Source organism: Flavobacterium subsaxonicum WB 4.1-42 = DSM 21790 (genome assembly GCF_000422725.1).
Classification (GTDB): Bacteria; Bacteroidota; Bacteroidia; order Flavobacteriales; family Flavobacteriaceae; genus Flavobacterium; species Flavobacterium subsaxonicum.
Window position 1 is genome coordinate 318,551 of the sequence record NZ_KE383909.1, and the last position, 21,113, is coordinate 339,663.

Annotated in this window: 13 protein-coding genes; 5 read left to right on the plus strand and 8 right to left on the minus strand. The window is 39.9% G+C overall.

The genetic code is table 11. From position 1 onward, the window contains the following. Window positions 1–33 precede the first annotated feature (33 nt). The 3 genes from G509_RS0111870 to G509_RS0111880 all read right to left on the minus strand — a co-directional run bounded on the left by G509_RS0111870 (window position 34) and on the right by G509_RS0111880 (window position 6,065). Complete coding sequence (locus G509_RS0111870; RefSeq protein WP_026991728.1) at window positions 34–4,926, minus strand: PKD domain-containing protein; 4,893 nt, start codon at window positions 4,924–4,926, stop codon at window positions 34–36. A gap of 114 nt (window positions 4,927–5,040) precedes the next feature. After that, window positions 5,041–5,289 carry a hypothetical protein gene (locus G509_RS0111875; RefSeq protein WP_026991729.1) on the minus strand — a complete coding sequence of 83 codons (249 nt, stop codon included), beginning with the start codon at window positions 5,287–5,289 and terminating at the stop codon, window positions 5,041–5,043. A gap of 35 nt (window positions 5,290–5,324) precedes the next feature. Continuing rightward, entirely contained in the window at window positions 5,325–6,065 is a 741-nt protein-coding gene (locus tag G509_RS0111880) for a hypothetical protein (protein WP_026991730.1), read from the minus strand. Window positions 6,066–6,414: 349 nt separating this feature from the next. Between G509_RS0111880 and G509_RS22010 the strand changes: the two genes are divergently transcribed. Next, the gene (locus G509_RS22010) at window positions 6,415–8,109 is read left to right on the plus strand and encodes an AraC family transcriptional regulator (RefSeq protein WP_051200180.1); all 1,695 of its coding nucleotides are present in this window, start codon (window positions 6,415–6,417) and stop codon (window positions 8,107–8,109) included. Window positions 8,110–8,832: 723 nt separating this feature from the next. Here the strand turns inward: G509_RS22010 and G509_RS0111890 are convergent. From G509_RS0111890 to G509_RS0111900, 3 genes are read right to left on the minus strand one after another with little or no spacing between them, the layout of a single operon-like run. After that, on the minus strand, window positions 8,833–11,166 hold the full coding sequence (locus tag G509_RS0111890; protein WP_026991731.1) for an AAA family ATPase: 2,334 nt from the start codon (window positions 11,164–11,166) through the stop codon (window positions 8,833–8,835). Then, on the minus strand, window positions 11,153–11,857 hold the full coding sequence (locus G509_RS0111895; RefSeq protein WP_026991732.1) for a hypothetical protein: 705 nt from the start codon (window positions 11,855–11,857) through the stop codon (window positions 11,153–11,155). The genes G509_RS0111890 and G509_RS0111895 overlap by 14 nt, the downstream gene beginning before the upstream one ends. Then, window positions 11,854–13,137, minus strand: coding sequence for a hypothetical protein (locus tag G509_RS0111900; protein ID WP_026991733.1), 1,284 nt, complete (start codon window positions 13,135–13,137; stop codon window positions 11,854–11,856). The genes G509_RS0111895 and G509_RS0111900 overlap by 4 nt, the downstream gene beginning before the upstream one ends. A gap of 773 nt (window positions 13,138–13,910) precedes the next feature. On the opposite strand from G509_RS0111900, the gene G509_RS0111905 reads away from it, so the two are divergent. From G509_RS0111905 to G509_RS0111920, 4 genes are all read left to right on the plus strand, one after another. Next, window positions 13,911–14,936 carry a DUF6615 family protein gene (locus G509_RS0111905; protein ID WP_026991734.1) on the plus strand — a complete coding sequence of 342 codons (1,026 nt, stop codon included), beginning with the start codon at window positions 13,911–13,913 and terminating at the stop codon, window positions 14,934–14,936. Between the two features lie 89 nt (window positions 14,937–15,025). Next, entirely contained in the window at window positions 15,026–15,289 is a 264-nt protein-coding gene (locus G509_RS0111910) for a hypothetical protein (protein WP_131450716.1), read from the plus strand. A 27-nt stretch (window positions 15,290–15,316) separates the two neighbouring features. Further along, the gene (locus G509_RS0111915) at window positions 15,317–19,063 is read left to right on the plus strand and encodes an ATP-dependent DNA helicase (RefSeq protein ID WP_026991736.1); all 3,747 of its coding nucleotides are present in this window, start codon (window positions 15,317–15,319) and stop codon (window positions 19,061–19,063) included. 2 nt (window positions 19,064–19,065) lie between these two features. Then, window positions 19,066–20,115, plus strand: coding sequence for a hypothetical protein (locus tag G509_RS0111920; protein WP_026991737.1), 1,050 nt, complete (start codon window positions 19,066–19,068; stop codon window positions 20,113–20,115). A gap of 2 nt (window positions 20,116–20,117) precedes the next feature. On the opposite strand, the gene G509_RS22015 is transcribed toward G509_RS0111920, so the two are convergent. Together G509_RS22015 and G509_RS0111930 are read right to left on the minus strand one after the other, a co-directional pair. After that, window positions 20,118–20,477: an alpha-ketoglutarate-dependent dioxygenase AlkB family protein gene (locus tag G509_RS22015; protein ID WP_081663294.1), complete on the minus strand. Its 360-nt coding sequence runs from the start codon at window positions 20,475–20,477 to the stop codon at window positions 20,118–20,120. A 30-nt stretch (window positions 20,478–20,507) separates the two neighbouring features. After that, window positions 20,508–21,098, minus strand: coding sequence for a nucleotidyl transferase AbiEii/AbiGii toxin family protein (locus tag G509_RS0111930; RefSeq protein ID WP_242604863.1), 591 nt, complete (start codon window positions 21,096–21,098; stop codon window positions 20,508–20,510). Window positions 21,099–21,113: the final 15 nt, after the last annotated feature.

A 21,113-nucleotide genomic window follows, 5' to 3' on the forward strand; every position in this document is an offset into this window, starting at 1 on the left:
GCCCCGGCTATTAGTAATTATAAAGTTGGACTATTACTGCAATATAAGGCTTTTTTGCAGTACCAGGCTGCCATTAAGCCTCATAACAACAATGTACTGGCCGGCAGGAAAACGGCTTAAGTCGGGCTGCCAGCTTCCATTAGCCTCTTTTGGATTGTTGCTTTCCAGCAATACTCCCCAAGGGCTAAATATTTCCAGGCTGCGTGTATCTCCATCTACGCTGCCTGCATACGTATAGTTAAGGCTAACAATACTTGTGGCAGGGTTAGGTGTAACTACAAGCTTGCTGGCTGCAGCATCATCTTCCTGCTGCGTTAGCCTGTGGCCTCCACTACCTTCGCAGGCAGGAAACTCAAAGCGTTCGCTAACAAGGCATGTTTTGCCCTCGTCTATAAGGCCCTGGAAGTTTACAATTATAGTACCGCCGGCAAAACTGCCAAAAGGTATCATGGTAACCATGTGCAATGATGTGCCCGATGGCGCCATTACTGTAGTTGGTACAAATACACCCTCGCCATTAGGCAGGCTTAATGTTATTTGCATTGGCCCGTAAGGATTATCTATTTCAAAATAAAACTCGTAAAAACAAAACTCCTTAAACTGTGGTTTTATCTCTTTTAAGCGTATCCTTATATCGCATTTACAATCGCCAAGGTTATCAATGTGTACCTCGTCGCTAATCCTTGGGCAATAGCCATTATCAAGAACTAACTGATAGGTACCCGGGCCGTAATTAGCAACGTCTATTGGGGTTACCGGAGAGTTATTACCGCCTGTAACGCCGTTGCCGTTTACCAGCCATTGCCATTGAGGGAAGATATTTGCGCCACCCGGACCTGTAATGGTAACGTTTTGTAAAGCTGCTTTACAAAATTCGTAGCAGCCATCTGGCACTGCCCAAAGGTAAATAGCAGGATCTTTAGGAATTTCTATAGAGGCCGTTGTATAGCACCCGGATGGGTTGGTAAACCTAACCTGGTACACACCACCCTGGGTTACCTGTATGTCTGGGCCGCTGGCACCATTGCTCCATGTAAATGTACCCTGGCCCGGTGCTGATGCATGCAGGTTAAACGTGTAAGTAGTACAATCAACAATTGCAAGGCTTATGCTTGGTGTAGCCGGCATTGGGTTAACAGTTACCGTATGGCTATCTGTACTTGTACAATATCCGCCAAGGCCATCCGGAATTTTTACGGTAACATTAAAAGTATAGGTGCCTAAAGAGCTTATTGCCTGGGTAACGCTTTGCAGGGTAGAAATTATTGGTCCGCCCTGTTGGCTCCACTCGTAAATAGCTCCTACCCCTGCATTTGGTACAGAAAGTGTAAACGCATTACTAATACACACCGCATCTGGCCCTGATATATTAGCTATTGGTGCATTTATAAAGGTTACCTTAACGGGGGCTATATTGGTTACTAAACATCCTAACAAAGTCTCTACTTTAACCCAGTAATTACCAGATGTATATACATTAATATTATTAATAGGATTGGTAGTTGTACCAACCACCGTAGTACCATTCATCCACGTGTATGTATCCGGTATGTCTGAATTAAGAGCTGGTGAGTAAGTTAAGGTTACAGGAGTGCCTTGGCATGCAGTAACTGCACTTTGTTCTATTGTACCTGCCAATCTATTTTCTGTAATTTCAATATATTCACTATAAATAGCAGTGCAGCCATACTGGTTGGTTACTTTTAAAATTACTTCGTAAAAACCGGGATTTGTATATACTTTTTCCGGATCTTTTTGTGCATTATAAGAAAAATCTCCAAAATCCCAAAAATAAGAAAGGCCCGTTTGCGCTGTAACCGGTGCCGTAAAATCTACCACAGCATCCTCGCATTTTGGTGCATCGTGGCTAAAAACGGCACTTGGCATAGCCGGTAAATCAATTGTAATTGGTGTTACACTGCAAGGCGATCCTATTGCCCCATCTATAGTTAGGCCAATAGTATGTATACCCGGTGCAAGGTTAGCCAGGTACGATGTTGTAAGCCCATTGCCTACAGGGCTGCCATCTACGTAAAACTGCCAAAGGTTTATTGGTGTGCTTGGAAAGTAGTTGGAGTTATCTAACAGCGTAACATTGTATGTACTATTACCATTGCACGTAATAGTGTACCTTAGGTCTGGCATATACTCTACAATAACTGTCTGGCTAACTGTTACAGCACAGTTGCCGTTATAAATAGCTTTGTAGTATATCGTGTACGAACCAGATTCTGCAAAAGTAAATATACCAGTAGTGTTAGTTGTGCTTTGGGATACTGTTGGTGATGAGGTAATCCATTGGAAACCAGTTGGATTTCCCGAAGCGCTTGCATTAACCGTTATAGTGCCACAGTTATTTTGTGCCGATGTAATTTGCACTACCGGTGTAGGTGTAATGGTGCATGGTGGTGTTGGTATACAATCGTCGTTAAAATAAACATGGTTGGTAGTTGTGGTACAACCATCTAAATTTTGAACAACTACATAATAATTACCGTATGATGTAACATTATAGGTAGTTGTGAAAGCGGGTAATGATATTGGATTGACGCCATTATACCATGTAATACTGCTGATATTTGTAAGGCCGCCTTGTATATTTACCGTTATTGGGTTATTTAAAGCCGATTCAGGGCATACAGAATACGTACCACCCGGGGTTATACTGGCCACAGGCGCTGGCAATACTATTACCGAATGGTTTACTACGGCACTGTTAACACAACCGTTAGGGCTTGTTACTGTAATTATAATATTGTAATTAAGGCTGCCTGTATTTACAGCAGTGTAGGTGTGAGACATAGTTAACCCACCCGGAGCTGTTGAGTTTAAAACAGTACCATCTCCAAAATCCCAGGTTATAGTACCCGATGTTAGGGTTGGGGTAGAGGCAAGGGTAAGTGTAAGTGGCTCGCCACGGCATATTTGCGTATCGGGGTTTACAAGCTGTACGTTAGGGGTAGAAATAATTTCTACAGTAAAGCGTTTTTCAGGCTGTACAACACCGCATTTTGTAACCTCTAAAACCACATCGGCAAAACCGCTGGTCTGATTCCAAAGTACTTCTATGTTCTGAGTACCCTGGCCGCTGCTAACGCTACCTTTAAGAGGGCTGTCTATGTACCAGTTGTACACTTCGCCATCGGCATACGATACGCTGTAGTTGGCATACGTACTGGCACAAACCTGTGTTGGGCCATCTATAACTAAATCTACCACCGGTAGGGTTACCGTTTTGGTAATAGCATCAGATGGGCAATTAGGCTCTGTAACATTTTCGCGCCATGCCGTAATGGTGTAAGGGCCTGTAGGGCCAAAGGCAATAGAAACGCTATCGCCTGTATTAGAGCCATCAAAAGTACCATTTGTTACAGACCATACTATTTGTGTGCCTGTAATGGTATTGCTTACGCTATAGGTTTCAGATATTCCCGGGCAGGCAACAGCCGGGCCGGTAATAGCCACAGGTGCTACTTCTTTATCTCTAACAACAATAGCTGTTTGTGTAGGCCTGCAAAATGTAGTACCCGATACAACAAGCGTATAGTTGCCCGCCACCGTAAACTGGTGCGTAAACGTTGGTCCGCTGCCGTTTACCGTGCCAATAGGGCCTGTAAGCTGCCAGTCGCCGGCATAGCCGTTTGCAAGGGTATAGGTGCCGGTGTTATCTGCGCAAAGGGTTGTAGGGCCAGATACCTCTGCCCTTGGAGCAACATTAATGGTAAGCGTAGCAATACCACCGCAATTTAAAAGAGTGTTGGTATACGTAGCCTGCAGCACAATAGTACCCGGATTTGCAAAACTTTCTACAACAACCTCGTTAGGGTTTAACGTATTTATAAGATTAGCACCCGGGCCGTTGCTAAGCAATGTCCAGTTAAAAACAGTACTTGGCCATTGTGGCAGTTTGTATATGTTTTGCTCGTTAGTACACATGGCAACCTCGCCAATAATAGTACCAATGCTTTGTATAACAGGTACCTGTATGGTTGTAACGCCTGCGCATTCTATATCGCAGCCGCTTGCATCAAACGTAACATAGCCAAAACCGGTGCTGTCTACATTATCCCAGTCTACCATAATAGATGGGCCATAAGGCTGTTGCGATACAATATGTCCGCCGCTAACACTCCAGTTATAACCGGCATTTGCGCAGCCCTGGGCTACAAAATCGGGTACGCTGTAGCTGGCACGTTCGCTATCGCAAACCACGCCGGGGCAAACAATATCAAAGCCTACGTGGCCAACCTCTACTTTTACATAGTACGTATTGCTGCAATTACATGCGTTGGTAACGGTAAGGCTAACTGTATATGATCCTGCACTTGCATACGCGTGCTGAGGTTCGAACTGTGGCGATGTTGTACCATCTCCAAAATCCCAGTAATAGGCTATTAGGGCGGTACCACCATCGGTATCAGAATCGTTTACAAAAAACAGCGTTTCTTCGGCGCAAGCCCTTATTGGGTCGGCGTTCATGTTAGGCATTACACCAAAATGCGCTCGTGGCGAATGTATTACCTCTACGCAAATTTCTTCGGTTTGCTGGGTGTCGTCATTTTTAGTTACTGTAGCTGCCACTGTAGCCCAGCCTGCGCTGCCCCATTGTACCGTTACGGTTGTTAGGGTAGATGCTATAACGGTTCCGCCGGCAATGCTCCAGTTGGTAGTAACCCAGTTGGTGGCATCGCCTGTAAGGGTGTAAGTAACCACACTGTTTTCGCACACGCGAACGCAGGGGCCATCTTCAATTTCTTCGGTGTATTCCCGTTTTTTGTCATCATAAACAAGGCAGCCCGTCTCGCTGTCCCAAATAATGTTAATGGCCTGTTGGGCATTCATCCTGCCCGTTACCATACAGAGCCCAAAGAGGGCAAACACAAAGAAAAGCAACTGCCTTTGTGTACAGAGGTAATTTTTTTTCATAAAAGGTGATTGGTAAATTATTAATAATTAGTTGGAAAAACATAACAGTAGTAAGCTGGCCCCCGGCAAATTAATTTTGCGGGAGGACTTATAAATCATAGAAAAGAAATGCGTTTACCGCTGCGCTTTATGTAGCGCAGGGGTAAACATCAGGTTGCGCATAAGCAGGGCTATTATTAAAAACAGATTCATAATACAATTGAATAAAAAAATGTAAACCAGCCTGCGGGGTGTACTAAATTTTTCGCTGCCGTCTCTCAGGTAGCCTATAATAACATCATAGCTGGCAAGGTCCAGTATAAAATACAGGCAAACCAGGTTTAATAGCAGCACCGCTGTACAGTAGGCATTTTTTATTTTCATTGTAATATGTAATAGCTTTTAATACTTAATCGCGCTTAATCGTTGTTGTGGCGAATGCCAACCGCCGCAGATAAAGTAACCGCTTTTGCAGTACTTTCTTCGGCACCTTTAATGGCACCCACTATGTTACCCACGCCAATTTCCCAGTCGCGGTCCCTTGGTGGTTTTTTCTTGTGTGTGCTGGCAAAATAGAAGGCGTATCGAACTAAAGAAGTGGTGGTAAGTATGGTTTGCTTATCGGTAGTATTAAATGAAGCGTTTGCAATAACAGCTGTTTCGTATATAATAGTGTATTGGTAAATGTCGTCAAATTCCTCTTCCTGGTCATTTAGGTCCATTACACCGTTAATAAATGCTAACAGCGAATTTTTGGCAGGCTGAGACATGCCCGAATTATTTATGGCAGATGTTAATGTTAGATTGTTATCGGCAATGGCATCTACCCCTGTTACCGTTATTGCCGCATAGTTAGTTGGTTTTAGGTCTAAAAAATCAATATTGGCGTTAGCAATAGATTCTACATCAGTAACAATTTGCGAAGTAGTATAACTGCCATGCGGTGCATCAAAATAAGCTTCAGAAATTTGATAGTACAACTGTCCGGTATCATCAAATGCGTTGGCGCTATTTTCCGGGTAATGCCCCGTGATTTTACTTGTAAAAAGGGTAGAGGCTGAGGTGGTTGTTGTAGCCTGATCAGGAACATCTGTTTGCGAATCGACACTACAGGAATTTAAAAGCGGAAGTACAAATGCCCATAAATAAAGTTTTTTCATGCTTAGGTAATTATTGGTTGGTTGGATGATTTTTAAGTTTAGAGGCTTTGGGCGCTTAGGTCTGGGTACCTCCTTAGCTTACTGCCTCAGTTAACAAATCTAATGGTAGTGTACTTTATTTACAAACGGTTATTGGTGTAATTTTAGAATTCTGATAGTGTAATTCCAGAATTCCACTATGCTTTTTTACCATATTTGCCTGTTTATACAAGCATAGTTCTATTTATTCTGCTATTTTTGCTATAGTTCATTCTTAGCTATTATTTAAATGTTTTAAAATGTCCCGATTTTTACTACTATGTAAAAACAGGTTAGTTAAAGAATATACTTTTATTTTTTCTGACAGAAAATGATAAAGCAACTTACTTTATGGGCAGCCTTGTGGTTGTTTTTTCCGGTTTTTTTGCAAGCACAGGATACCCTTTTAAATAAAGGGTACGGCTACCTTGCCGAAAAAATTGACAGTACAAAAGATAGCATTAAGGCTACAACTTATGCCGGTGCTTATGTGGCAAAAGCAAAAGCAGAGCATAACTGGGAGGAGCAGGTGGCAGGATATAAGTATTTTGTACACCTATCTGAAGCAAGGTTACGATTTGCCTATGCCGATAGTATGGTTTATGCAGCGCAAAAATCGAAGCAGAATGATGTAATAGGAGCGGCTTACCTTACACGGGGCATTGTTTTTTATGCCGAAAAACAACACATTAAGGCGCTTGATAATTATCTTATTGCCAATAATTTTATTGCTAAAACTAACGACGATTACCTAAAATACAAGGTTAAATATTTTATTGCGCACATAAAATATTACCTGGGTTTTTATGATGAGGCCATGGCATTGTTTAAAGAGTGCTTACCGTATTTTAAAGATACCGATGACAGGGGATATTTAAATGCCCTGCATTCATTGGCGCTTTGTTATAACCGTACCGGCAATTATTCGCTCTGTACCCAAACCAACAACCTTGGGCTCGCCGAAAGTTCAAGGCTTAATATAACCGAAATGAGCCTTTATTATAAGCAGTGTGAGGGCGTAAATCAATACTTTGAAAAAAATTACAAGACAGCCCTTAAAATGCTTTTGGGTGTGATGGCGAAAATTGAGCAGCAGGACGATTTTGGTAATGTGTCAGTAACCAATTTTTACATTGCTAAATGTTATATAGCGTTAAACAGCATGCAAAAGGCCCTGCCGTATTTGCGAAGGGTTGATGAGATTTTTAATGCTAAAGCCTACATTAGGCCAGACCTGCGCGAAAACTACGAGATACTTATTAATTACTATAAAGATGCCGGGATACCCGAATTGCAGCTGCACTACATTGGGCAGTTATTAAAGGCAGATAGCATATTAAACGCAAATTATAAGTATCTATCCGGCAAAATTCATAAAGAATATGACACTAAAGAATTGCTGTATGATAAGAAAAAAATTGAAGTAGCATTAGATAACAGGAAAGCGCTCGATGTTGTATTTATAGGGTTAATTGTTGTGTTATTTTTTGCAGTGGTGTACCTAATGTACCGTCACTTTAAAAATTTAAAAAAATACAGGCAAAAGTTTACCGAGTTAATGAACCCTGCAGGTGGTGGTAACGAGCCTGTAACGAAGCAAAAAACAGAAAACCTGCTCGATATAAATCCGGATGTGGTAAATGCGGTACTCGATAACCTGGCACAGTTTGAAAAAGAACACAAATTTTTAGATAAAGATCTTACACAGGTTAAGCTTGCGGCTCTAATAGATTCTAATACAAAATATACGTCTAAAATTATACTGCATTACAAAAACAAAAAGTACATAGACTATATTAACGACCTGCGGATAGATTACATTGTAGGCCGGCTTAAAACGGCCCCGCACTTTAGAAATTACACCTACAAGGCCCTGGCCGAAGAAGCCGGCTTTAGCACCACACAGCATTTTGCAAGTGCTTTTGTAAACCGCACCGGGCTTACCCATTCTTATTTTATAGAGCAGCTTAAAAAAGAAGTGGCAGTGCCGGAAATGGATACACTTACCACAGCAAACAAAACCTAAAGGTTTTAAGTTTCACTACCAGAAAAATTTGGATATCCTGAACAGGTATAAAACAAAAAAACCACCGATTTCTCAGTGGTTTTACTTGTGGGGTTTTAGAGTAGGATTCGAACGTAACGCCCGAAACCCGCGCCAATGCTGCATTTTCAAATCTCTAATCAAGGTTGTGCCACGATTTTGCCACAATAACAAAGCACCCTGATTTTGAAGATTTATTTATACTTTTTAGCCCTGTTTTAAGAAGCTAACTGATTTTATATGAACGTTATAATCATGTAATTAGATTGCAAAAATAATGAAAATATTATTTTCGGCAAAAATAAATTTATGAACGATGGGATTCGAACTTATTTCAGTAAACCCGTTAAAACCTAGCTATTCAAATGTTTATTTCAAAAGTGACAAAAATTAGAGGTGTTAAAAATCAGCTGGTTAAAATTTTTAACGTTTTTGAGAAAAATAAATCGTACATATATGTGAATTTTCGTCGGGAATCGAACCAATTTTTGAACAAATAACGCACAGTAGCACAAACAAACATTCATTTGACGTCAGGACAAATTAGAAATTGGAAATGATATGTTTTAGATATAGTCAATCTCACTTAATGCTGATTAGACCTCCTACCTACCCCAATGGCAATATTTTGTATAAGTTCTTTACATACGGGCAAGTTTTCTGCTGTTATCTAAAAATCATAAGTTTCTACAATGTTACAATTAATCATATCAAATCTTTAAGCCTTAGGCTTTTGTTTGATAAATTAAATTTGTTGAACTTGTATTGTATAAATTGAGAGTAACGGTCTTCATGTGTCGATAATATTATTTGTTGATTGCTAAAATTGTATTTAAGTAGTTCTACAAGCGAATGCGAGTTTATTTCATCTAATGTCTGAAGAGGATCGTCAATTAGAATAGTGCCCAGTTTAGAATTATTAAAAACTTTATTTAGAACCAGCATTAATGAAATTACAGTTGCGGCTAATTGCCCGGATGATAATGTATAAGTAACTTCCTGATCGCGATATTTTGGCCTTATATAAATCTGTGAGCTTTCTTTGTTTATATCAAGAATTAGAAGTAAACCAGAACCCAAAGTATGATTTTGTAGAATTTTGCCAGTATAAATGTAGAAAGGAATACTTATTTTTTCAACTATACTTTTTGTATATAATCTAATTTTAGCATCTATCTTTTGCACAATGGCATTTACTTCATTATAAAGATCTTCTAACTTATCTTTACGTTGAAGAAGGCTTTGAAGACTTTTGTTGAGAGCATCATAATATTGAAATTGAATATATTGGCGTTTATGGATGAAGTCTTCAGTAGTAAGCTTTTCAAGTAATTCCTTGTTACCGGAAAAGTAAAGATTAAAATCTGTAATGATTTCGTCGATATTAATAGTGCTGTCAATTTGAGGTTTTTCGCGCTCAAGTAGGTGAGTTAGTTGGGCTGCCGTCTGCTCACTGTCTTCCAATACACGGATATTCACCAGATTTGCAATATTTTGTTGTACTGTGGGAGCTACTGTTGAAATTAGATTGCCTATCAGACTGCTTAATCTTGTATAGTTTTGACTAAGAATTGCAAACCTTGAACTGTCGATAAGTGAGCTATTCTCTGTGTTTAATCTTTCTATCTGATCTTGGGCAAATGATTTTACCGTATTTAAAAAAACGGTGAGTAACTCGGATTTCATCTCCTCCAGCTTTGTGTTATCTGCTATGTAAGATTCAAATATCTTAGCTTCAGTAGCTGCGATATGATTTATAAGTTCTTGGCTGCTTATCCAGTCGTATCCACATGTTGGGCATTGACCATCATCAAGCTTAATTAAAGGTCGGTGTTCATGTATTAGTTTATTGAGGCTCTCACGCTTGTCTTTTAGATCTGATAAGATTAAATTTTGTGCTGTTAAGCTATCCTTTTGAGCAACTATAAGCCTGAGTTTTACCAAGAAAAGTGGAAAATCAATTCCGGGCTTAGCAGTCTTCGTCTCTAATTCAAAAAGATATTTATTTGTTAATAGGCCTGAATAATCATTATCATTTATTAGAGTAATTATAGACGAATACTCTGTGATATGTGTTTGATTATCTTTCCGCTTAGTGTCTTCCCCTTCAAGGACTGTAAAATTGGTAATGCTCCAATAGTTTTCAGTGATGGACTGCAGAATTGAAGCATCATTAAGAAATCTGTTTAACCTATGGAGTTGTAGTGCTGCTTCGACACTGTATCTGCTTTTATATAGATTTTCAATCTTGGAGATTTCTGTGAGGTAGGAATTGTGTATGTCTAGGTCGGTATTGTTAACTTTTGTGTTATCCCATGGCAAAGCAGTTGGTAAAGATTCTATAAGGAGTTTATATTGCACCTCTGCAATTTCATTATTCAGAACATCTATATTACGGATACTGATTTGCGAAATTTCATTATTAATCTGCCCAATCTTCTCAATGATTTTTCTGCAAAATTCAATGGTCTTATCATGTAAAACTCTTTCTTCATTGCCTCCGAGTAGCGTGATAAGCGCCTTATAGCGATCTTTTGGATCTTCTTTTAGAAAGTAAGTATTTTCGTCCTGCTCAATATAGTTTAAAACATTAAACAGATTTTGTAGGTTTGAAAAACCTAATGCTACTTCAAGTGCTTGCTCGGTTGACTCTTTGTCATTTATGTACAATACTGAATCGGTAAATATTTGACCAACATTGTTTCTTTTTGATTCAGTGGTGCTTGCCGCCGGAATTACTCTTTTCAATACTAGGGGCTGATCATTTTCGGAATAAAAGACAGCGGATATCTCAATGGGAATATTTTCCAATTTATGAATTGGACTATTTTTGTACTTATATCTTTTGTCCAACTTAACTTTTGCCAATCTTCGAGGTGTCTTGGTCAATAATATTTCTAGTGCTTCAAAAGCGGTAGTCTTACCATATCCGTTTGGGCCATCAAGTACAATAAGATTGTTAGTGTCTAAATCGAAAATGATTTCATCAAAACATTTAAAATTCTTTATTGTAAGGCTTGAAATTTTATATTGTTCCATTGTCAATCATATTTTTGTTGAATGCAAAGTTTTCTATATCGGTAACAGCTGCAATGTTTGAGTCATTAATTATTGCAAGGAGTGAAGCCTCTCTTTGACTTAAGGTTTCACTGATCGAATCTGAAAGGCTATCAATAGCAAGGCTGTGATCTGCTGGCTTATAGTTTAAAAATGGAATTTTGATAAATAGGTTAAGTAGCAGGTCATACCATTGCTCTTCGATTTGGGATATAGCATCGCTGTGACTAATAGCAAGCTCATTTAATGTTTGAGCAACATTATCTGTTTCACTAATTCTTTCCTTCAAATTGGCCAGCACGTCGCCATGGTAGGGAAGTATATATTTTTTTGCATTAATATAATTCTCTTCAGCTTTATTAAATTCCTGGAATAGTAAAGGATATTCTGTATCCAGGTCAACAAATAATATAATTGATAGATTATAATTGATATTCCGTTCTTTAAATCGCGAAAGTATTTCAGATTCTTTCGTATTTACAACTAAAGTATTTAATGCATATTCCAAAACTCGTATATTATTATCCGTAATTTGAAGAATGTCTTGGTAGTTATAAAACAATAAAAGAAAAAAATCATCCTTTTCCTCATAATAGGCAAAATCTAATTTTGGATCTACGTTAATGAATTCTAGCCCGGCTTCGCTAATTAGGCGATTTATGATGGTTTTCATGTATTTATTTCATTAATGGTTTCATCGATAGTTATAAATCCGAACAAACGTCTTTTTAATTCTTCGGGTGTTGCATTAGGATCTAAAATATTGACAACTTTTGATTTTATTTGTTCTTCCGTATGTGTGAGATGTCGTGTAACATATAGGTCTACATCCAAAGTATTAGGGTGTTTGTAAAATTCTTCACAATGCTGCTGAAACTTAATTTGTTGCGGAGCTGAATTATCAAACTCACTGTTATGATTGAGCAGTTGGTATCGATTCTGTTCTCCACTGACACTAATTTTGGTATATTGAAGGTGCTTGTAAAAAGGTTGTTCTATTAAATTTCTTAAGGCTTTGAGGACAACAGATTTTACTGCTGCACCCTCTAAAAAACCACCAAAACTTTGGCGTAGGTTATTTTTATCAAGTGCCTTATGTGGTGTCGTATAAAATTTGATTAACAATATAAGATCTTTATAAGGTAATTTTTCAAGTTCTACTATTGCTGATTGGATTTTAGAAAATTCAGCTAATTGGTCCGCCTGATCCAAATCATATGCATCTAAGTCTTCAGATAGGAATTTTAAGAACAGTTTAGAAATTTCATACCAACATAGATCCTCTGAAAACGCCAATGGTGCATCAATCCATTGTTTAATTTCTTTAAAGTCTATCTTTTCCTTCCTCTTACTGGCATGCCGCTCTTTAACAATCTTTGCAATGTTTAGACAGCAGTGGCTAACTTTAGCTGCTATATCATCATCGGTTAGGGTAGGATTTGCACAAGATATCCTAATAGCGTCGCTGAGTTTTTGATAGATGTTGGAAACAGTGTATACTCCCTGTATGCATGTGAAGTTTGTGGCTGCACTATACTTTGCCTCAAAATTTGATAGCCCCGGATTAAAATCAGCTATGATCTTATCCGTCAATAGCGTACATTTAATAGGCTTTTTTCGAATTCTTGGATAGTACTGGTGTATTCTTTTTCGCCCATCAGAAGGGTCCGCTATCACACGCTTATGATAATAGTATTTATTAATGAGCTCTTCAATAACTTTTTTATACTTACTAATCTTATCTGCCTTGGGATCTAAATAAGCCTTCACCTGAAAAACTTCAATTTCATTTGTTTGAAGGGAAAAATCTTCATCTTCTTCCAACCTAAGGTAATAATCGTCAGGGATAGGTCCAACAATATTATTAATAGATTCAATGGCACGGCATAAAGCGACCTCTCCTTGGAATATATATCCTGACCAACTGGGGGTTGCGTCGGTATTGACAATCATACGCTTATAAATTTATATAGGACGCGAAATTTATCCTTTTATCTTGTGATTGCAATACCCAATAGTAGGTATTTTTCACTAAAGAAAAAGTTGCTCTATTTTCCGACTATATAAAATCCAGAATTTTCACTTTCGATTTTGTGCTTTGTTTTGGATATCAGGCAGGATTTTCATGCAATTCTCGGCATTATATCTAATACTTCTTTAGCAAATAGTTAGCGAAAATGTACCATTATTGCTCACAAATTCTTATTTTTTTTCTACTTAAGTATGAAGTCCAGGTCTATGTTATGACTTTAACTTTGCCTTCTGCCTTATTAAAATAGTACTGTAGTATGATTAAATATAGCGGTTTAATTTTACTGTTTAATTAATTTTATATAAGCACAAATTTGTATTTGAAACATTATGAATAATAAGGAAATAATAAAATGGCTAGGGTAATGTCCATGATGTAAAGTTTTAAATGAAACAATCTTACTACATCCTCTTCAACCCCTGCAAAAGCATTTTTCAAAAGAAAAAAGGGAAAAAAAGAAAGCCGCTCTGAAGTGTGCGGGGGCAAGCGGAGCGCTATAAGTTCCGAAGGGTGGCCAACGGCCTTTATGCGCGCGCAGCTTGTGCCCGTTCGATAACTTCGCTTGTCCATTTATCCCTTTTCGAATTGGGATAAGATTATTTCGTTATGTTTAAGTTCTTAAATGCGTAGAAATACTTGTTGAACCTATTCTTACAATTAATATATTTACCGGATTACTAAAACACACCTACTAATGTTCGAAAAAGAAGCCGTGGAATATCGGAAAAATGCTCGTATTCTAAGATCATCAGAGGAACTTATCAAATTTGTCAGTACAGAAACCTATAACAGAATTGGATTTGTAAAGAAATATTTCACCAAAAGTTTTCTCAGGGTTTATGAAGTAACAATTACACAAAACCTGGTATATGAAATCCTCAAATTTGAAATAGAGACAGGACAGAAACTGGTTGACATTTATGAAGCAAAAAACGAAAGTACAAAGGGAGCGGACCTGCTGATGGGACTGCAGGTTGGGACAGGTTTTCTGAAAATCCCAATGCAGGCGAAGATCCTTGATCCCCATGTACGGGAATTAAATGGCACCTATAATGCTTTTCACCATAGAAACGAAACCGGAGTGCAGATTGACCTGCTGAATAACTATGCTGTAGAATGTAGAAGCCGCCTTCCATTGTACCTGCTGTATAATTACACTTTTGGCAGCCCCTACATTGAAGCAGGTGAAATAGAACATTTGTACGGGTGTTCTTATCTGTCTGCTGAAAAAATCCCTGCCGCGATTCTTGCCAAGAGCACCATCAATTTCAGTGATTTCCATCCATCTCCTGGAAAACCATGGCATCATATGTTTAAAAGAAGAAACGACGGAAACGGAGGCAATAACCCACCAAACGAGCCGGAACTGGACGATCCAAACAGTGATATAAAAGAGTTTTACAGCAGGTTCGGAATGGATGTTACAGATGAATTCATCAGTACACTGACTTTTTATACCCATGAAGATCTGACGGCTGAAACTGATCAGTGGGAGCGCGTAACGATTGATAATTTCAATGATAAGGCCAAATCGCCGCGCATAAGGAAGCCTTTTTATAAAATGGTCATGCAGCCGCTTCCTATGCGCCCCGACGGAAAGGAAGGCATTCCACAGTATATAGATGACAGGACAGGAGAATTTGATGTAGATGAAGATATATTAGAACAGTGGACAGAAGGAGTATCGATAGAAGAAGAACAAACAGAAGAAGCATACTAACCGAATAAAATAAAGAAGAGATGGCAGGTGAAAAATTTCCGATAGAAGATGATAGTGCAGTCTTAAAGCTGTCTTCACCAAGAAGGTCTGTGGGAGGCCCCTACAAGGTAGTTTTTACACACACGGCGGAACGTTATGCTATTGTGGCTTTGGATTGGGATAGCAAACCAAGCCTTGGGATCCGATGGTTCTGGGGAGCCAAAGGTAATCCCTGCTCAACAGGATATCCAACATGGTTTATCTATCCTTCGGAACTTGTTTACAGCCTTCTTAATGGTCTTCCGCTGGATTATGCAGAGCGCAGGCAGCTTGACCGATACCTTACGGGTGAAATTGGTGGGACAGAGCTTTAATTAATATACATAGCAAAAAATACAGTAATGGATATACCAGTACAGCATCTATCGGTTAGGATCCCATGGCATGACAGCGCCTGGAACGGACGCGTATGCAGTCATCCCCGAGAAAACGGATCATGCGCCTTTCTTCCAAGAATAAGCGAGAACAAAGATCCGGATTTTGAAAATGAAATAGCCGGTCAGTGGATTCATGAACTTGCCCAGGACAGGCTTCCTCCGTGTGTGGCTGAAAAAGTACATTTCATGTCCGCCCATACTATAGAGCGAAAAGTAAAACATCCCTATAGCTACAATCCTAATAATGCTGCTTTTTACGGGCATTACAGGGAAACTGCGTTACGTTATCCTGGTTACAGTTTTTCGGTGATACCTTATAGCTGGATGCAGAAGAACAGGGAAGATAACACATCAAAAAAAGCAATTGAGTTTGGATTGAGGTACGATCCCCAAAAAGAGCCTTCCCTTGGTTTTGAGAATACCTGGGTACAGCATATTGACAATCAGAGGGCTCTTCTTGATAAATTTGCAAGTCCTATTGTACCCAATGAATCGCTTGTCTTTATATATGCCAAAAACATACCGTTTGTAGAGAGCACATCTCGGGTTCTTATCGGAGTAGGATATGTAACGGAAATAGGTTCACTTACAGAATATGAGTATGGCGAGCTGCTGCCAGAAAGTTTCAGGAGCACCCTGTGGGAGAGACCTGTATTCCACTCGATACGTGAAGGGTATGCCAATGGGTTTCTGCTGCCTTATCAAGATTTTTTTACAGCTGCTGCCGGAAATCCGGAAATTTCAGTTTCAGAATACATAGCTTTTGCCCCATCATTCGAGGAGTTTTCATACGGATCAGAATGGGTATCCAACGATTCTGCAATTGAGTGCCTGCTTCTTCTGGCGGAAAAACTGAAAAAGATGGCATCATTTCTTCTATTTAACGATTACAGCGGACAGCTTGAATGGATCGATAAGGAAATCAGCAGGCTTTGGAAGTTGAGAGGGCCTTATCCAGGGCTCGGCAAAGTGCTTGAAGGCTTAAAAGTGCAGGGAGGACAAGGAATAGCCTGGGAGATAGACCATCTGGTAAGGGACAGCGAGATGAAAGTAGTTCAAAATCCATTGGATTACGTGAGAAAACTTTTTGACGGAGACTCATCATTCCTAAGGCTCAACAGGTATCCAATAGTGAGCGAAACCGTAAAGGCTACATATAAGGCATTGAGCCATGAAGAGAAAGACTTTCTAGAAATGCTCAGCAGGATGAACCTTTCGTCTGGACAGGTAAACAGTGTGATTGATGCAAAAGAGCATGAACAGCGAGAATACATAAAAAACCCTTATCTGCTATACGAGAAATCAAGGCTGGAAGAAATGGTATTTGATATATCGATTATTGACAAAGCTGTCTTTACACAGGGGGAGTCAGGTTTATTGCCTGTTCCGCAGTATTTTGATATTTCTGATCCTCTTGACCAGCGCAGGATAAGAGCTTATGGAATAAAGATACTTGAACAGGCCTGTCTGGATGGCCACACATTGCTGGCTGATGAGCAGCTGGTGACCCGTTTTGATGAACAGCCCGTTAAACCTGCCTGTAATCCGTCACTGAGAAATCTTAAAGCTGTGGAGGAATTCCTTGCTGGCGAAATACAAAGATGTACTTTGGATCAAGACAGCTCCAGTTATTATTTCAAGCTAACCAGGATGACTGAAATAAAACAGAAAATCAGCGGTTTTGTGAGCAAAAGAATCCGAAGGTATATCAATCCTTCAATTGTATTGGACTGGAAAGGTATTATAGACATGGCAATAGAGAGACCGGATGCAGGTCTTCCTAAATGGCATATAGAAAAAGACCTTAAAGCTCGTAGTGAAAAAGCCGCTGCATTGGAAGTCTTGTCCAATTCGAAAGTATCTGTACTAATAGGCCCGGCAGGTACAGGTAAAACTACGCTACTGAAGGTACTGTGTGACCAGCCGTTTATAAAATCGGGAGCGGTACTTAAACTGGCCCCTACAGGAAAGGCAAGGGTAAAAATGGGTAAGGACGCCAAGACGCTGGCACAATTCCTTATCAGGGCTGACCGATACAATCCTGCCACCGGCAGGTATCATTTAAATCCCAAGGCGGAACAGCAGCATTATGAGACCGTCATAATTGATGAATCCTCTATGCTGACCGAAGAGCAGGTTGCCGCGGTACTGGATGCACTGACCGGGGTGGAACGCCTGATTTTTGTTGGTGATTACCGACAGCTGCCTCCAATAGGAGCGGGGCGCCCATTTGCTGATATTGTGGAATACCTGAGGTCTCAAGGTAAGGGCACTGCAGAGCTGGATGTTATTTTCAGACAATCAGAAAATGGTGAAATTCCACAGCAAGAACCCGACAGGCTTGATATCCGCCTGGCCAAATGGTTCAGCGATGATGAGATCAAGAAAAATGATAATGATATTTTTAAAGAGATAGCGGAGAACAGCTCTTGCGAGTGGGATAACATCCGCTTTGTGGAATGGCAGAGCCCGCAGCATCTCAGGGATATGATTATTGAGGTTACAAACTCGGAAATCCGCAATCTGCTTACGGTTGAAGGGATCGAGACGGACAGTGACAGGCTTAATTTTGACTTCTCGCTAGGAGGAACTAAGCCTTATGAAAATAACGATTGGATGGCATTTGATATCGAGTCGGCAAAAAAAATTGAAAACTGGCAGATTATTTCACCGCTCCGCACTACAGGTTACGGTACCAAGGCAGTCAACCAGATTATTCAGGATTATTTCCGTGGCAATACCAAAGAGAAGGCAATCAATCCGGGTTGGCAGAGGAAAATGAACAAACCTGTAGGTGACGATATGATTGTATATGGCGACAAGGTCATCAACACCAGAAATATCCGTCTTGACAAACACTGGCACAAAACCTATCCTAAAAACGATGAAGCATTAAAATATATTGCTAACGGGGAGATCGGCATTCATGTCGGTAAATATGGTAAGTGGGGTTATGAATCCCCACGGCCCCTCAACATAGCATTTTCATCACAGCCAGGTTATGCATACCAGTTTCAGGAAAGCGATTTCGGTGAAGGTAAAGATCTCAACCTTGAGCTTGCCTATACCATAACGGTTCATAAATCCCAGGGAAGTGGTTTCAATACAGTGCTTTTCATACTTCCCAATCCTTGTCCGATTTTATCACGCGAACTTTTCTATACCGCCCTTACCAGGCAGGAGAGCCGTGTGGTTATACTTCATCAGGGAGATTTCAAGGATTACCGAAAGTATACGACCGGTGAATATTCTGAATCGGGCAGAAGGCTGACCGACCTTTTTGAGGTGCCAAAGCTGAAAGAAATCAAAAAGAAATATTACGATTCCAGATATGTCCAGGTTTCTGAAAAGGGTGAGTTTATGATCTCGAAATCAGAAGTCATCATTGCTGATAAACTATATCACAATGACATTCAGTATGTCTATGAATCAGCGGTTACCGACGATAGGGGTATCATGATACATCCTGATTTTATTGTGGAGGATAAGGACAGCGGGATTGTCTATTACTGGGAACATCTGGGGATGCTCACCGATGATGGTTACCGCAGCAAATGGCAACGGAAAAAAGAATGGTATGAGAGGGCCGGAATTGTTGAATATACTACAAATCCCCAAGCTGATATACAGCTTATCCTGACAAGGGATAAGCCTGACGGTGGAATTGATTCACAGGAAATAAAAGAAATTATTGACAGGCTTTTTAAATAGATATGAAAACTCTACTAGACGCTTACAGGAATCTTGACAACTCCGTATGGGATTATTATGATGCTTTCAGGCAGCCTGGCGGCCTGAATGGCCCATTTGCAGCGGACATAAATTCGGCCTACACCCATCAGGATTTTATAAAGAGATATTACCGGCTTTCCGGTAAAGATGAGGTACTGCAGCAATTTGGCCCAGGTATGCTCTATGATGAAAGGGCTTTCCATACCAATTCCGTTTTCTTTTTTGGTATCCTAATAAGGGAAAATACAATCCTAAAGACACATCTTTTAAATGCCCGCAGGTCAAAGTTAAATTATCCCCTGTTTCCATTGCTGTGGTTTCTGGCAGTGCTGTTCCATGATTTTGCAATGGAAATCGAAGACAACCCGCAAAATCATCCCATGCTTGATGACCTGAACGGCTTGTTGGCACATTATAATATTGAGCACAGCATATTAGATGTGGCACCGGATGGTGCTGATGAAAAATTACATGGCCTTATTTCTCTATATTTCAGGTATCGCAGCAACAACGGAAAGATTGACCATGGGATCTTAGCCGGTATATATCTATATGACCGCCTGGTAAAAATCAGACGTGAGAAATCAAAAAAGCAAAATGAACCATTAGGATGGCATCATTCACTAGAGAAGAAGTATGCACAGGCTGCAGCGGCTATTGCCTGTCATAATATGTGGACCCTTCCTTCGGACCATGAAGATGTTATAGCATATACCGAAAGCGGTCTGCAATATCTTGTGCAGCCAGGATTCAGGGAAATTTCTTTAAATAACTTCCCGTTGTTGTTTCTTTTCGGCATTGTCGATAGCATTGATCCAGTAAAGCTTTACATGCGCGATGGTTACAGTGTATCGGAAATCCTCAGTAATATAAATATCAGTTTTACCAAAAGAGCGATGCGCCTTGAAAACAAGATGCATTCTCCACTAGTTTTTTCAAAGCTTGCTGCAAAGGCCACAGACCTTATAGGCTGGATGGCTGTCGATGTGGAAAAAGGAGAAAACTGGCTGGTTATTTCATTTAAGAAATAATATCAAAACATTTTTCTGGTGATTACTTTTCTAAAAGTGAGGTTGATTCTGGGAAGCATATCTTTAGCCGACTTAGGGATATGATGCTCCCAATAGGTATTAGTCGTCCCAGAGATCAGCAATAATGTGCCGTGATGCAGTGGAATCTCAATCTGCGGCAGGCTTTTATCTGTTTTGTGCCTGAACCGGAAAGGACGGGTCTGTCCGAAGGTAAGGAAAGCTATATTGGGATTTTTTCCAATACGGTGTTCCTTGTCGGAATGCCAGGCTACACTGTCCCCGCCATCTCTATACAGATTAGGGAGTAGTGCATTAAAGGACAATCCGGTTTCTTTGTCAACCTTTTCCTTTAAAAAAAGCAGCTCCGGAGTCTAAGGAAGGGCAGAGCAGAGCTATTCATTGTCGATTGCACTAATAATGTCTTCTTTAATAAAATCCCAATAATTACCACGCAGGCAAACAGGATCAAAATCACCATCGGCTTCAGTGAAATTTTTGAAATTTTCGCGGATTAGTGCCTCGTCGTGTGAATACTGGTAGCGTCTTTTATGAAGTGCTATCATCTCTTTTATACTATATCGGGGTAATACTTCATACAGATCATAAAAGTCTTTCTTGCGGCCTGTACGTTGCACAACATCGACTTTCATGGCTATAATCTCATCTAAAGTTGCCATCCTTATTTCTTCGATTAGTAAAGGTGGTTCCATAAATGGGTCTCTTGTGTAAAAGAGGTCCAATTTTATGGTGTTTTCACGATCTTCTCCAACTAAATAAGACTTTCCCATTCCGGTTATTGTTCCAAACCCTTTGTCAACATACCCAAAATTAGCATCAAGAAAATCCTCAATGATTTTAAAATCAATGGAGCCGTAGTCGGCATCAGTAAAAAGATCTATATCTACCGATAACCTATGCCCCAATTGCAGGCTGAGCGCAGTGCCGCCTACTAAGCGAAATTCATCAAATTCTGTGGAATTCATAAGTAATACCAAGGT